Source organism: Diaphorobacter sp. ED-3, from assembly GCF_027625375.1.
Lineage (GTDB): Bacteria > Pseudomonadota > Gammaproteobacteria > Burkholderiales > Burkholderiaceae_C > Diaphorobacter > Diaphorobacter nitroreducens.
The window spans coordinates 3,020,882-3,033,703 of sequence record NZ_CP115182.1; the positions used below are offsets into that span (position 1 = coordinate 3,020,882).

Here is a 12,822-nt window from a genome sequence, read left to right on the forward strand (position 1 = left end):
GATTTCAAGCCGCCGGACGATAAAAGTCAGCCCACCTGGGGCGGCGCGGCGATGCCCCAGCGCGCCAGCGCCGCATCGTCGCTCACGCGCGCATCCACCCAGCGCGCACCCTCCGGCGTCTGCTCCTTCTTCCAGAACGGCGCCTGGGTCTTGAGGTAGTCCATGACGAACTCGCAGGCCTGAAAGCTCTCGCCACGGTGCGCCGAGGTCACGGCCACCATCACGATCTGGTCCATGGGCGCGAGCAGCCCCACGCGGTGGATCACGCGCACGCCATAGAGGTTAAAACGTGCAAACGCCGCATCCACCATGGCCTCGATGGATTTCTCGGTCATGCCCGGGTAGTGCTCCAGCTCCATGGAGGCCACGCTGTCCCCTTCGTTGCGGTCGCGCACCGTGCCCACGAAGCAGCACACCGCCCCCACGCGCGCGTCCCGCGCACGCAGCGCCGCCAGCTCGGTGGAAACGTCGAAGTCATGGGTCTGGATGGAAACGCGGTGCATGGCAGTGGTCAGCGGCAGAATTGCGGAATTGACGGCACTTTAACGCCCACCCCACACTTGCACACCATGGCCCTGCAGACCATCACCACCGACGACTACCTGCTCTACCCCTCGCCGCGCAATGCGCACCGTGTGGTGTTTGAGTTCCAGACTTTCGTGCCCCACCCCTATGCCTTGGTCGATCTGCCCAGCTTCGACCTGGCGGGCCGCTACAGCCTGTTCTCCGCCCACCGCAAGGCTGACGCGAAGATGGGCCAGCTCGTGACCTTCGAGCTGGAAGGCGACCAGCAGCGCTTTGAGCGCCTGTTCGTGCCTGATTGAAGGTACTTGACGACAATAGTGGGGTATACCCGGATTTTTGACTTGTCTCAAAGGGACTCCCGCCGGGCTGCGCTGCAATGGCTCCATCACATAACGACGGAGGAAAAACGCCATGCAACTGCTCAAGCAACTCTTCACCACCGAGGTGGGTCTGTTCAGCGCCATAGGCATCGGTTTCATGCTGTGCATGGGGGGCTTCTTCGTCTGGCTGTTCACGCGCAACGATGCGCCCCCGGCACAGCAGAAGCGCTGATCCACTCCATACCCGCGCAGGTGCTGTCTCCACCAGGAGCGGCGCCTTTGTTTTTGCGCCGTGCCAGACAATAGGCGGATGCACGACGACAACCAGATCCTGGTCCCGCCCTCCTTCATCGCGCTGTACAGCGACACACGCGCACGCCTGCAGGCGCCTGCCGCCGAGGTGCGGGCGCGCTACGAGTGGTGCGAGGACCTGGCCTGCCACTTGGTGGAACAGGCGCAGCAGCTGTACCACGGCGGTGCGCGGTCAGAAGAAGGAGTGCTGCTGGGCATCCACGCCGGCCTGGCCGGTCCGGACGCGGGCGTGACCCCGGCCGAGGCGCGCTGGATCACGCTGCGCCTGGCCGAGTTGCTGGGGTGGCGCAGCCCCGAGCTGCCCGCCCTGGCGGTGCAGCAGCCTTGAACGCCGTCAGCCGCCCGTGACGGGCGGAAAGAACGCCGCCTCGGCGCCTGCCGCCAGCGGCGTGGCGTCATGCGCCATGGTCTGGTCGAGGGCCACGCGCACGGCGCGCCCGCGCGAGAGGCAGGTGGCCCAGGGCTCGCCACGGGCGATGAGTTCATCGCGCAAGGCGCCCAGCGTGGTGGCGCCGGTCTGCACCGTCTCCTGCCCCGTGCCCACGGCCTCGCGGATGGAGGCGAAGTAGCGCACCGTGATCGTGAAGGGCGTGGTCATGATAGCAACTCCGCAAATGGCAGGAAGCGCACGGTGTCGCCGCGCGCAATGGTCTGGCCGGCGGGGTTGTCCACCACGCCGTCCGCCCAGGCGGCCGAGGTAAGCACGCCCGAGCTTTGGTTGGGAAACAGTTCCAGCGTGCCATCGGCGCCCTGGCGCACGCGCAGGAATTCACGGCGTTTATCGGCCCGGGGCCAGTTGAATCCAGCCGTAGCAGCTATCGCTTTAGGAGCAACATCACGCACGCCCTGCAGGCGCAACAGGAAGGGGCGCACCAGCAGGCCGAAGGTGACGAAGCTGGACACGGGGTTACCCGGCAGGCCCATGAAGTGTGCACTGCCGCCCGCGTGGGGAATCTGGCCGTAGGCGAAGGGCTTGCCCGGCTTCATGGCGATCTGCCAGAGATGCAGCGTGCCCAAGCGCTCCACCGCCGGCTTGATGTGGTCTTCCTCGCCCACGCTCACGCCGCCGCTGGTCAGGATCAGGTCATGTCCCTGAGCAGCCTCGCGCAGCGCGGCCACGGTGGCCTCGCGCCGGTCGGGCACGATGCCCAGGTCGCTCACCTCGCAGCCCAGGCGCAGCAGCATGGCGCGCAGGAAGAAACGGTTGCTGTTGTAGATGGCGCCGGGCTTCATCTGCGCGGGCGGCACATCACCCGGCATGACGAGTTCGTCGCCCGTGGAAAAAAGCGCCACGCGGGGCCGGCGCGCCACCTGCAGGGTGCCCAAGCCGATACTGGCAGCCAGGCCCAGCTCTGCGGGAGTGAGGCGCGTGCCAGCGGCCAGCACCTCAGCACCCCGGGTGATGTCCTCGCCCGCGCGCCGAATCCACTGACCCTGGGCCGGTACGGCATTCACGCGCACGCGATCCCCGTCGAGCGCCTCGCAGTCTTCCTGCATCACGATGGCATCGGCCCCCTCGGGCACCGGCGCGCCCGTGAAGATGCGCGCCGCCGTCCCCGCCGCCAGCGGCACGCCGAAGGCGCCCGCGGGAATACGCTGCGCCACCGGCAACTCCACCCCCGCTGCCGGCACGTCGGCGCAGCGCACGGCGTAGCCGTCCATCGAGCTGTTGTCGGTGGGCGGCACCTGCAGCGGCGAGGTGGCGGCCTGCGCGAGCACGCGACCGTCGGCGTCGAAGGTGTTGACGGTGTCGGTGCCTGCCAGCGGGGCGGCCTGCGCCAGCAGTTCGGCCAGGGCTTCGTCCAGTGGCTTGAGGGGTGCACGCGCTTGGGGTTTCATTCGCAGGCCTCCGCCCGGTCGGGCACATAGTCAAAACGCGCGCCCTGTGCCAGCAGCCATTGCACCACGGCGTGAGGGTCGTCCAGGTTGAGCACCGGCAGCGCGGTGGCCACCGGCGGCAGCGGCGCGTCGGTGGCCACGGCGACGATGCAGGGATCGTGCGGATAGAGTGCGGGCCGTTCGCGGTAATCGGGTGATGCGGCGCGCCAGATCTCGATCTTGGGCAGGTCGCTTTCCTTGAAGCCTTCCACCAGCACCCAGTCCACGCGCGGATCCAGCTCCGCCAGCAGTTCGTGCACGCTGGGCGTGTGCTCCTGCTCGAATTCGCGCATCAGCGCCATGCGCCGGTCGGAGGCCACGGCCACTTCGTAGGCGCCGGCCTCGCGGTGGCGCCAGGTGTCCTTGCCCACATGGTCGATGTCGAACTTATGGTGCGCATGCTTGACCACCGACACGCGCAGGCCATGCAGGCGCAGTTCGGGAATCAGCTGCTCCACCAGCGTGGTCTTGCCGCTGCCTGAATAGCCGGCAAAGCCAACCACCTTCATTCCGACACTCCTTCAGTTTCACTCATCTATTAATAGCTACCAGCGCTTGATGGATAAGCGCCAGAGGCCGATTTGATCCCTAATCGCAATGGGCTGCGATATAGGCCTTGACCTGCTCGGCATCGGCCGCCAGCACCTGCAGGCGCTTGGGCAATTGCTCGATGCCCTCGAACCTGGCCGGGCGCTCGGGTGCGCGGCCCAGGGCTTCCTGGATGGTCTCGGCGAACTTGATGGGCAGGGCCGTCTCCAGCACGATCACGGGCACGGCGGGGTCGCCACGGTGCTCGCGCGCCACCTTCACGCCGTCGGCGGTGTGGGTATCGATGATCTGGCCGAAGCGCTCGTACGTGTCGCGGATGGTGGCCAGGCGGTCGGCGTGCGTGCTCTTGCCGCTCTCGAAGCCGTACTTGGCGCGTGCGTCTCGGAACACGGGGTCGCTCCCCAGGTCGAAGAAGCCCTGTTTGGCCACGCCCTCGGCGAACAGCTCGCGCGTGCGCTCCGCATTGCGCCCCAGCAGGTCGAACACGAAACGCTCGAAGTTGCTGGCCTTGCTGATGTCCATGCTGGGGCTGCTGGTCTCGTGCGTGTCGGCCGCGCCGCGCACGCGGTAGGCGCCGGTGCGGAAGAACTCGTCGAGCACGTCGTTCTCGTTGGTGGCAACGATCAGGCGGTCGATCGGCAGGCCCATCTGGCGCGCCACATGGCCGGCGCAGATGTTGCCGAAGTTGCCGCTGGGCACGGTGAAGCTGACCTTCTGGCCGTTCGTCTCCGTCGCCTGGATGTAGCCCGCGAAGTAGTACACCACCTGCGCCAGCAGGCGCGCCCAGTTGATCGAGTTGACGGTGCCGATCTTGTATTGGGCCTTGAACGCGTGGTCGTTGCTCACCGCCTTGACGATGTCCTGGCAGTCGTCGAATACGCCTTCGATGGCCAGGTTGTGGATGTTCGCGTCCTGCAGGCTGAACATCTGCGCTTGCTGGAACGGGCTCATGCGACCGTGCGGGCTGGTCATGAACACGCGCACGCCCTGCTTGCCGCGCATGGCGTACTCGGCCGCGCTGCCGGTGTCGCCGCTGGTGGCGCCCAGGATGTTGAGCTGCTCGCCACGGCGGGCCAGCTCGTACTCGAACAGGTTGCCCAGCAGTTGCATGGCCATGTCCTTGAAGGCCAGCGTGGGGCCGTTGGACAGGGCCTCGATCCACAGGCCGTCTTCCAGGTGGCGCAGCGGCACGATCTCGCCCGTACCGAACACTTCGGCGGTGTACGTCTTCTCGCACAGGCGCTTCAGGTCCGCGGGCGGGATGTCGTCGATGTACAGCGACAGGATGCGGAAGGCCAGTTCGGCATAGCCTTGCGTGTGATAGGCGGTACGCAGCGCGGTCAGCTCGGCGTCGCTGATCTGCGGGTAGCGCTCGGGCAGGTACAGGCCGCCGTCGGGCGCCAGGCCTTCGAGCAGGATGTCGCAGAAATGCTTGCGGTCCGCGTGGCCGCGGGTGGACAGGTACAGCATGGCGTGCAGCCCCTCTTAGTTGTTGAGCTCTTCCTTGCGGATGCGCGTGATGCTGGCCAGCACCGTGGGCAGGCCCTGGATCTGGGCGAGCGCGGCGTCCATGTCGCCCTCGCGCGTGTCGTGCGTGAGGATGATCAGGTCGGTCTGCGTGCTGCCTTCGCCGCCCACCTCGTCGGCCTCGCGCTGCAGCACGGCGTCGATGCTGATGCCCGCGCCGGCAAGGATGCCGGTGATCTTGGCCAGCACGCCGGCCTCGTCGGCCACGCGGATGCGCAGGTAGTAGCTGGTGACCACGTCGGCCATGGGCAGCACGGGCAGCTCCTGCCCCGCCTCGCGCAGCGTGTGGCTCTGGAAGGCCAGCGGCGGCACGCGGTGCGCGGGGTCGGCCTCGATCAGGCGAGTGATGTCCACCAGGTCGGCGATCACGGCGCTGGCGGTGGGCTCGCTGCCCGCGCCCTTGCCGTAGTACAACGTGGTGCCCACGGCGTCCCCGTGCACCACCACGGCGTTCATCGCGCCTTCGACATTGGCGATCAGGCGCTTGGCCGGTACCAGCGCGGGGTGCACGCGCAGCTCCACGCCATCGGGCGTGCGCTTGGTCGCGTCGCCCTGGCGGCGCTTGGCGATCCCCAGCAGCTTGATGCGGTAGCCCAGTTGCTCGGCATAGCGGATATCGACGGCGGACAACTTGGTGATGCCCTCCACGTAGGCCTTGTCGAACTGCACCGGAATGCCGAAGGCGATGGCGCTCATGATGGTGGCCTTGTGCGCGGCGTCCACGCCCTCGATGTCGAAGGTGGGGTCGGCCTCGGCGTAGCCCAACGCTTGCGCTTCCTTGAGCACCACGTCGAAGTCCAGGCCCTTGTCGCGCATCTCGGACAGGATGAAGTTGGTGGTGCCGTTGATGATGCCGGCCACCCACTGGATCTGGTTGGCCGCCAGGCCTTCGCGCAGCGCCTTGATGATCGGGATGCCGCCGGCCACCGCCGCCTCGTAGGCGACCACCACACCCTTCTCGGCCGCGGCCTTGAAGATCTCCGTGCCATGCACGGCCAGCAGGGCCTTGTTGGCCGTCACGACATGCTTGCCGGCGGCGATCGCCTCCAGCACCAGCTGCTTGGCGATGCCGTAGCCGCCGATCAGCTCGACCACGATGTCGATCTCAGGGTTGGCGATCACTTCGCGTGCGTCGCCCACCACGCGGGCGTTCTCGCCCACGATGGAGCGTGCGCGGGCGGTGTCCAGGTCGGCCACACAAGCAATCTCGATGCCGCGGCCGGCGCGGCGGCGGATTTCTTCCTGGTTGCGCGACAGGACGTTGAACACGCCGCTGCCCACGGTGCCAATGCCCAGCAGGCCCACTTGGATCGGTTTCATATCAGGGTTACCCGTCAAAAAAGGCTCCAGCGCCCTATTGACGGGCGCCAGCAGCTATCAAAAATGAAGTTCACGCCGCCTTGGCGTGGCGCTGCCGGTAGGCGGCCAGGAAGCCCGCCAGCCGGCCGATGGCCTCGCGCAGGTCGTCTTCGTGCGGCAGGAACACGATGCGAAAGTGCTGGTTGTCGGGGTAATTGAAGCCCGAGCCCTGCACCAGCATGACCCGCGTGGCGCGCAGCACTTCCATAAAGAACTGGCGGTCGTCCGCGATGGGGTACATCTCGGGGTCCAGGCGGGGGAACATGTACAGCGCCGCCTGCGGCTTGACGCAGGTGACGCCGGGGATGGCGGTGATCAGCTCGTAGGCCAGGTCACGCTGGCGGCACAGGCGCCCGCCGGGTTTGACCAGGTCGTTGATGCTCTGGTAGCCGCCCAGCGCGGTCTGGATGGCCCACTGGCCCGGCACGTTGGAGCCGAGCTTGATGTTGGCCAGCATGTTGATGCCCTCGATGTAGTCGCGCGCGGCCGTCTTGTCGCCCGAGATCACCATCCACCCGGCGCGGTACCCGCAGGAGCGGTAGGCCTTGGAGAGCGAGTTGAAGGTGAGCGTGACCACGTCGGTCGACAGGCTGGCCATGGCCGTGTGCTTGACACCGTCATACAGCACCTTGTCGTACACCTCGTCGGCAAACAGCACCAGGTTGTGCTCGCGCGCGATCTGCACGATGCCCTTGAGCAGTTCGTCCGAGTACAGCGCGCCCGTGGGGTTGTTGGGGTTGATGACCACGATGCCGCGCGTGCGCGGGGTGATCTTGGCGCGGATGTCCGTCAGGCTGGGCATCCAGCCGTTGTCTTCATCGCACAGGTAGTGCACAGGCCGACCGCCCGACAGGCTGGCCGCCGCCGTCCACAGCGGATAGTCGGGTGCGGGCACCAGCAGCTCGTCGCCGTCGTCGAGCAGCGCGTTGGTGGCCATGGTGATCAGGTCGCTCGCGCCGTTGCCCAGGTAAATATCGTCCAGCGTCACGCCGGCCACGCCCTGCTGCTGGCTGTAGTGCATCACGGCCTTGCGCGCCGCAAAGATGCCCTTGCTGTCCGAGTAGCCCGCCGAGTTGGGCAGGTTGCGGATCATGTCCTGCTGGATCTCCTCGGGCGCGTCAAAGCCGAACGGCGCCAGGTTGCCGATGTTCAGCTTGATGATCTTCTGGCCCTCGTCCTCCATCTGCTTGGCCGCGTCCACGATGGGGCCCCGGACATCGTAGAGAACATTGTTGAGCTTGGCGGATTTGCGGATGGGCTTCATGTGCGGGCAGGCGTGAGGAGAGGGGCACAAGTGGGGCTGCGGCCCCGCCGGGCGCAGGGCGCCTCGGTCAAACCTATAATTTGACCACAGTTCCACCCAAGGCCCCGGCCGCCCCACAACCGCGCAGGGTGCGGGCAGCCTCCGCAACGCCCATGAAATTCCAGCCCGAACGCCCCGATACCCAGTCCATCACCGCCTACGGGCCGGACTGGATCGGCGTGGACGCCGATCGGGTGACCGAGAGCGTCATCATCGGTGCGCGCGGCCAGCGCATCGCCTGGAACTGCCGCCGCTTCGAGGACCTGACTGCCGCGCACTTCGCGCAACTCGCCGAACTGGACGCCGAGGTGGTGATCTTCGGCAGCGGCCTGCGCAACCGCTTTCCACCGCCCGCCTGGTTGCAGCCACTGATGGCGCGGCGCATCGGCCTGGAAACCATGGACACCCAGGCCGCTTGCCGGACCTACAACGTCCTGGCAGGCGAAGGGCGCAACGTGGTCGCGGCGCTGCTGTTGGAAACCGAGTAACGGCAGATTCCCCCTGGCGCCGTATCCGAGTGCCAGGGCGTCGGTTCTCCTGGAGGGGGTTTCGGGGTAAAATAGTCTGTTGCGGTCGGGGGCACCACCCAAAAAAGAGTACACCCCCACTCCCCCGGCTTTTCTTCGACTAATTCGTGAGAGATAGAAGTGCCATGGCGATCGTTGTCAACAAACCCCTTCCTGAATTTGAAGCCAACGCGACTGGCGGAATCAAGGTTTCCAACGTCTCGCACCAGGGCCAGATTCTGATTCTGTATTTCTACCCGAAGGACAACACCCCGGGCTGCACCACTGAGGCCATGCAGTTCCGCGACAAGTTCAAGGATTTCGAGAAGGCCGGTGCCGTGGTCTTCGGCGTGTCGCGCGACAACATGAAGTCGCATGACGACTTCAAGGAAAAGCTGGAGCTGCCCTTCGAGCTGATCGCCGACACCGAAGAGAAGATGTGCCACATGTTCGGCGTAGTGAAGAACAAGATCATGTACGGCAAGAAGGTCAAGGGCATCGAGCGCAGCACCTTCCTCGTCAATCCCGAAGGCATTCTGGTGCAGGAATGGCGCGGCCTGAAGGTGCCGGGCCATGTGGACGAGGTATTGAAGGCCGTGAAGGCGATCAAAGCCCCTGTCAAGAAAGCCGCCTGAACACCTGACGGCTCTACCGTGGGCCGCCACGGGGAGCATGCATAATGGGTCAATGCTGCTGAGAAACGCAACACGCTCCCCGCAATCCAAAGCCGCCTCGGTCTCCTAGGCGGCTTTGTGCTTTTTGAACGTTACTTTCCTCAAGGCTCCCTGCAATGCCCCTGCCCCCCGCCCCGACCCAGCGCGCCGCCCTGCTCAAACCAGACGCCTATCGCATGACGGTTTTCGAGGATGACGAGGCCGCGGAGGCTTCCGCGGCCCCGCCCGCTACAGCGGCCGCTCCCACTCGCAAGCGCGCGGCCACCAAGACCAGCGCCGCCAAGAAAGCCGCCGCACCTGATACCGCCATCCCATCCGGTGCAGGCCGCTCGACCAAAGCAGGGGTATCTGCTGCATCCGCCCATTCGCGCGCACGCCCTGCGGATGAGGGCGCAGTGCGCATGAGACCCCCTGTCACCGCAGTGCCCCCGGCTGCCCCGCCGCGCGCCGCACCGGACGCTGCACCTCGCAAGAAGCGTGCTGCCGGGCCGAAGAAGATGTTCGTGCTCGACACCAACGTGCTGCTGCACGATCCCACGAGCCTGTTCCGCTTCGAAGAACACGACATCTTCCTGCCAATGATCGTGCTGGAGGAACTCGACGGCCACAAGAAGGGCATGACCGAGGTGGCCCGCAACGGCCGCCAGGCCAGCCGTACGCTGGATGCGCTGGCGGCAGCCCATGGCAGCGCCGACATGGCCTTGGGCCTGCGCCTGGATTCCACGGGCCAGCGCGCCGCCGGCGGTTGCCTGTACTTCCAGACCGCCCCCCTGAACTACCAGTTGCCCTCCAGCCTGCCCCAGGGCAAGGCCGACAACCAGATCCTGGGCGTGGTGGAAGCGCTGCGCAAGCTGCATGCGCCGCGCGAGGTGGTGCTGGTGTCCAAGGACATCAACATGCGCGTGAAGGCGCGCGCCCTGGGCCTGGTCGCGGAGGATTACCAGAACGACAAGACGCTGGAAGACGGCGACCTGCTCTATTCGGGCAGCCTTGCGCTGCCAACGGACTTCTGGACCAAGGCCGGCAAGAACGTCGAAAGCTGGCAGAGCGGCGTGCACATGTACTACCGCATCAACGGCCCCGTGGTGGCGCAGCTGATGATCAACCAGTTTGTGTATTTCGAGGCGCCGGGCGAGCCCAGCCTGTATGCGCGCGTGACCGAGATCCGGGACAAGACGGCGGTACTGGAGACGCTCAAGGACTATGGCTCGTCCAAGAATACGGTCTGGGGTGTGAACACCCGCAACCGCGAGCAGAACTTCGCCATGAACCTGCTCATGGACCCCGACGTGGACTTCGTGACGCTGACCGGCACGGCCGGCACCGGCAAAACGCTGATGGCACTGGCCGCGGGCCTGACCCAGGTGCTGGACGAGCGCCGCTATACCGAGATCATCATGACCCGCGCCACGGTGAGCGTGGGCGAGGACATCGGCTTCCTGCCCGGTACGGAGGAAGAAAAGATGGGCCCCTGGATGGGCGCGCTGGACGACAACCTGGAATTTCTTGCCAAGGGCGACGGGGGCAATGCTGGCGAGTGGGGCCGCGCGGCCACCAATGAGCTGATCCGCAGCCGCATCAAGATCAAGAGCATGAACTTCATGCGCGGGCGTACCTTTCTGAACAAGTACGTCATCATCGACGAGGCGCAGAATCTGACGCCCAAGCAGATGAAGACGCTGGTCACCCGCGCGGGCCCCGGCACCAAAATCATCTGCATGGGCAACCTGGCACAGATCGACACGCCCTATCTCACGGAAGGCTCCTCCGGCCTGACCTATGCGGTGGACCGGTTCAAGGGCTGGCCGCACAGCGGGCACATCCTGCTCGCGCGCGGCGAGCGCTCGCGCCTGGCCGACTTCGCCAGCGAGGTGCTCTGATGGCCGTGGGCTGGATGTCCGCGCTGAAGCTTGTGCCCTGGGGCGACGTGATCGAGGCCACGCCCCAGATCATGCAGGCCGCGCGCAAACTCATCAGCAACACGCGCAAGGCGCCGCCGCCCGAGGCGCCCGCGCAGCGGATCGATAGCACGCCCGATCAACTGGCAGTACTGCAAGCGCGGATGGCCCAGCTGGAGGAAGACCAGCGCGCGTCCGCCGCGCTGATCGAATCGCTGGCCGAGCAGAACGCCCAACTGGTGCGCGCCGTCGATGGGTTGCGCCGGCGCAGCCTGCACCTGCTGCTCGCCGTCTGCGGGCTCGGCGTATGCACGCTGGCGCTGCTCGCCTGGGCACTGTCGCGTTAAGACCGCTCAATCACTACTAAATAAATAGCTACTAGCGCTTACCCAGTAAGCGCTAGAGCCATTTTTGACTCTTAATAGTAATCGTCACCTGCGCCCACCGCCAGGTTCTCAAAGCGCGTCTGGTTCTTCTGGAAGAACAGCTTCACCGTGCCCGTGGGGCCGTTACGCTGCTTGCCGATGATGACTTCGGCAATGTTCGGCTCCTTGGACTCCTTGTTGTAGTAGTCGTCGCGGTAGATGAACATGATGATGTCCGCGTCCTGTTCGATGGCGCCCGATTCGCGCAGGTCACTCATCATGGGACGCTTGTCGGTGCGCTGCTCCACCGAACGGTTGAGCTGCGACAGTGCGATCACCGGGCACTGCAGCTCCTTGGCCAGCATCTTCAGGCCCCGCGAGATCTCGCCCAGCTCGGTGGCGCGGTTGTCGGAGCTGTTGCTGCCCGAGCCGCTCATGAGCTGCAGATAGTCGACCACGATCAGGCCGAGCTTGCCGCACTGGCGCGCCAGGCGGCGCGCGTTGGCGCGCAGCTCGGATGGGGTCAGGCCCGGCGTTTCGTCGATGTGCAGGCTCACGGTGCGCAGCCGCTCGATGGCTTCGGTCAGGCGCGGCCACTCCTCGTCGCTGAGCTTGCCGGTGCGCAGGTTGCCCTGATTCACGCGCCCGATCGAGCCCACGATACGCACCGCCAGCTGGGCGGCGCCCATTTCCATCGAGAAGATGGCCACCGGCAGGCCCTCGTTGAGCGCCACATGCTCGGCAATGTTCACGGCGAACGAGGTCTTGCCCATGGAGGGGCGTGCCGCGAGCACCACCAAGTCGCCTGCCTGCAGACCGCTGGTCATGCGGTCCAGGTCGGCGAAGCCCGTGGGCACGCCGGTCACGTCCATGGGGTTGTCGGCCATCTCCTGTACGCGGTCCAGCAGGTCGATCACGAGCGAGTCAAGCGACTGGAAGCCCTGCTTCATCCGCGAGCCCTCTTCGCCGATGGCGAAGATCTTCTGCTCAGCCTCGTCCAGGATGCGCTCCACCGGCCGGCCCTGGGGATTGAAGGCGTTGGTGGCGATGTCGTCGCTGGCGGTCACCAGCTTGCGCAGGATGGCGCGCTCGCGCACGATCTCTGCGTAGCGGCGGATGTTGCTGGCACTGGGCACGTACTGGGCCAGGCTGTTCAGATAGGCCAGCCCGCCGATCTCCTCGGCCTTGCCCATGCCCTGCAGATGCTCGTAGACCGTGATCACGTCCGCAGGCTTGCTGGCGTTGATCAGCGCGCCGATGGCGGCGTAGATCTGCTGGTGCTCGTGGCGGTAGAAATCGCCATCCACCAGCAGGTCACCCACGCGGTCCCACGCCATGTTGTCCAGCAACAGGCCGCCCAGCACGCTGGACTCTGCCTCGATGGAATGGGGCGGAACGCGCAACTGGGCCACCTCGCGATCCAGCGATGGGACGGCATAACCGTCAGGAAGGGTGGGCACAACGGCAGACATGGGACTCAGGGGCTTTCAGGAGGGCAAGCAGACGATGCTAGCGGGCGGTGCCACGCCCGTCATTGCACAACTCTGTGGATAAGGCGTGCAAAGGCAGTGGGCAGCAGGTGCACAGGTGCGGGTGAAAAAACAAA

The 12,822-nt window shown here is 66.0% G+C and carries 15 protein-coding genes; 7 read left to right on the plus strand and 8 right to left on the minus strand.

What is annotated here, in order from left to right; genetic code table 11:
* Positions 1-26 precede the first annotated feature (26 nt).
* Positions 27-503: a molybdopterin synthase catalytic subunit MoaE gene (moaE, locus tag PCQ86_RS14660; protein WP_135148588.1), complete on the minus strand. Its 477-nt coding sequence runs from the start codon at positions 501-503 to the stop codon at positions 27-29.
* Between the two features lie 66 nt (positions 504-569).
* On the opposite strand from moaE, the gene PCQ86_RS14665 reads away from it, so the two are divergent.
* The 3 genes from PCQ86_RS14665 to PCQ86_RS14675 all read left to right on the plus strand — a co-directional run bounded on the left by PCQ86_RS14665 (position 570) and on the right by PCQ86_RS14675 (position 1,485).
* Positions 570-824: a hypothetical protein gene (locus PCQ86_RS14665; protein ID WP_047349459.1), complete on the plus strand. Its 255-nt coding sequence runs from the start codon at positions 570-572 to the stop codon at positions 822-824.
* Positions 825-936: 112 nt separating this feature from the next.
* The gene (locus PCQ86_RS14670) at positions 937-1,077 is read left to right on the plus strand and encodes a DUF3149 domain-containing protein (RefSeq protein WP_015913920.1); all 141 of its coding nucleotides are present in this window, start codon (positions 937-939) and stop codon (positions 1,075-1,077) included.
* Between the two features lie 78 nt (positions 1,078-1,155).
* The gene (locus tag PCQ86_RS14675) at positions 1,156-1,485 is read left to right on the plus strand and encodes a hypothetical protein (protein WP_011806322.1); all 330 of its coding nucleotides are present in this window, start codon (positions 1,156-1,158) and stop codon (positions 1,483-1,485) included.
* Between the two features lie 6 nt (positions 1,486-1,491).
* On the opposite strand, the gene moaD is transcribed toward PCQ86_RS14675, so the two are convergent.
* The 6 genes from moaD to PCQ86_RS14705 form a co-directional block, all read right to left on the minus strand.
* On the minus strand, positions 1,492-1,755 hold the full coding sequence (gene moaD, locus PCQ86_RS14680) for a molybdopterin converting factor subunit 1 (RefSeq protein WP_047349457.1): 264 nt from the start codon (positions 1,753-1,755) through the stop codon (positions 1,492-1,494).
* Complete coding sequence (locus PCQ86_RS14685; RefSeq protein ID WP_270174083.1) at positions 1,752-2,996, minus strand: molybdopterin molybdotransferase MoeA; 1,245 nt, start codon at positions 2,994-2,996, stop codon at positions 1,752-1,754. Before PCQ86_RS14685 ends, moaD begins: the two co-directional genes overlap by 4 nt.
* Entirely contained in the window at positions 2,993-3,544 is a 552-nt protein-coding gene (gene mobB, locus PCQ86_RS14690) for a molybdopterin-guanine dinucleotide biosynthesis protein B (RefSeq protein ID WP_103737464.1), read from the minus strand. The genes PCQ86_RS14685 and mobB overlap by 4 nt, the downstream gene beginning before the upstream one ends.
* Before the next feature lie 79 nt (positions 3,545-3,623).
* The gene (thrC, locus tag PCQ86_RS14695; protein ID WP_270174084.1) at positions 3,624-5,054 is read right to left on the minus strand and encodes a threonine synthase; all 1,431 of its coding nucleotides are present in this window, start codon (positions 5,052-5,054) and stop codon (positions 3,624-3,626) included.
* Between the two features lie 15 nt (positions 5,055-5,069).
* The gene (locus tag PCQ86_RS14700) at positions 5,070-6,431 is read right to left on the minus strand and encodes a homoserine dehydrogenase (RefSeq protein WP_123675925.1); all 1,362 of its coding nucleotides are present in this window, start codon (positions 6,429-6,431) and stop codon (positions 5,070-5,072) included.
* 70 nt (positions 6,432-6,501) lie between these two features.
* Positions 6,502-7,734 carry a pyridoxal phosphate-dependent aminotransferase gene (locus PCQ86_RS14705; protein ID WP_011806328.1) on the minus strand — a complete coding sequence of 411 codons (1,233 nt, stop codon included), beginning with the start codon at positions 7,732-7,734 and terminating at the stop codon, positions 6,502-6,504.
* A 152-nt stretch (positions 7,735-7,886) separates the two neighbouring features.
* Here PCQ86_RS14705 and PCQ86_RS14710 point away from each other — a divergent pair, with 152 nt between their 5' ends.
* From PCQ86_RS14710 to PCQ86_RS14725, 4 genes are all read left to right on the plus strand, one after another.
* Complete coding sequence (locus tag PCQ86_RS14710; protein WP_015913925.1) at positions 7,887-8,261, plus strand: Mth938-like domain-containing protein; 375 nt, start codon at positions 7,887-7,889, stop codon at positions 8,259-8,261.
* Positions 8,262-8,425: 164 nt separating this feature from the next.
* A complete protein-coding gene (locus PCQ86_RS14715; RefSeq protein WP_011806330.1) occupies positions 8,426-8,914 on the plus strand; it encodes a peroxiredoxin in 489 nt (162 codons plus the stop codon).
* A 155-nt stretch (positions 8,915-9,069) separates the two neighbouring features.
* Positions 9,070-10,833: a PhoH family protein gene (locus PCQ86_RS14720; protein ID WP_270174085.1), complete on the plus strand. Its 1,764-nt coding sequence runs from the start codon at positions 9,070-9,072 to the stop codon at positions 10,831-10,833.
* Positions 10,833-11,198: a hypothetical protein gene (locus PCQ86_RS14725; RefSeq protein WP_015913927.1), complete on the plus strand. Its 366-nt coding sequence runs from the start codon at positions 10,833-10,835 to the stop codon at positions 11,196-11,198. Before PCQ86_RS14720 ends, PCQ86_RS14725 begins: the two co-directional genes overlap by 1 nt.
* A 71-nt stretch (positions 11,199-11,269) precedes the next feature.
* On the opposite strand, the gene dnaB is transcribed toward PCQ86_RS14725, so the two are convergent.
* Positions 11,270-12,688, minus strand: a complete 1,419-nt coding sequence (gene dnaB, locus PCQ86_RS14730) for a replicative DNA helicase (RefSeq protein WP_011806333.1) — start codon at positions 12,686-12,688, stop codon at positions 11,270-11,272.
* Positions 12,689-12,822: the final 134 nt, after the last annotated feature.

Excerpts from the sequence above, each read along its gene's own strand:
- moaE (WP_135148588.1), bottom strand. The coding sequence starts at position 503 with ATGCACCGCGTTTCCATCCAGACCCATGACTTCGACGTTTCCACCGAG.
- mobB (WP_103737464.1), bottom strand. The coding sequence starts at position 3,544 with ATGAAGGTGGTTGGCTTTGCCGGCTATTCAGGCAGCGGCAAGACCACG.
- PCQ86_RS14715 (WP_011806330.1), top strand. The coding sequence starts at position 8,426 with ATGGCGATCGTTGTCAACAAACCCCTTCCTGAATTTGAAGCCAACGCG.
- PCQ86_RS14705 (WP_011806328.1), bottom strand. The coding sequence starts at position 7,734 with ATGAAGCCCATCCGCAAATCCGCCAAGCTCAACAATGTTCTCTACGAT.
- thrC (WP_270174084.1), bottom strand. The coding sequence starts at position 5,054 with ATGCTGTACCTGTCCACCCGCGGCCACGCGGACCGCAAGCATTTCTGC.
- PCQ86_RS14725 (WP_015913927.1), top strand. The coding sequence starts at position 10,833 with ATGGCCGTGGGCTGGATGTCCGCGCTGAAGCTTGTGCCCTGGGGCGAC.
- PCQ86_RS14675 (WP_011806322.1), top strand. The coding sequence starts at position 1,156 with ATGCACGACGACAACCAGATCCTGGTCCCGCCCTCCTTCATCGCGCTG.
- PCQ86_RS14685 (WP_270174083.1), bottom strand. The coding sequence starts at position 2,996 with ATGAAACCCCAAGCGCGTGCACCCCTCAAGCCACTGGACGAAGCCCTG.
- PCQ86_RS14720 (WP_270174085.1), top strand. The coding sequence starts at position 9,070 with ATGCCCCTGCCCCCCGCCCCGACCCAGCGCGCCGCCCTGCTCAAACCA.
- dnaB (WP_011806333.1), bottom strand. The coding sequence starts at position 12,688 with ATGTCTGCCGTTGTGCCCACCCTTCCTGACGGTTATGCCGTCCCATCG.
- PCQ86_RS14700 (WP_123675925.1), bottom strand. The coding sequence starts at position 6,431 with ATGAAACCGATCCAAGTGGGCCTGCTGGGCATTGGCACCGTGGGCAGC.
- PCQ86_RS14670 (WP_015913920.1), top strand. The coding sequence starts at position 937 with ATGCAACTGCTCAAGCAACTCTTCACCACCGAGGTGGGTCTGTTCAGC.
- moaD (WP_047349457.1), bottom strand. The coding sequence starts at position 1,755 with ATGACCACGCCCTTCACGATCACGGTGCGCTACTTCGCCTCCATCCGC.
- PCQ86_RS14665 (WP_047349459.1), top strand. The coding sequence starts at position 570 with ATGGCCCTGCAGACCATCACCACCGACGACTACCTGCTCTACCCCTCG.
- PCQ86_RS14710 (WP_015913925.1), top strand. The coding sequence starts at position 7,887 with ATGAAATTCCAGCCCGAACGCCCCGATACCCAGTCCATCACCGCCTAC.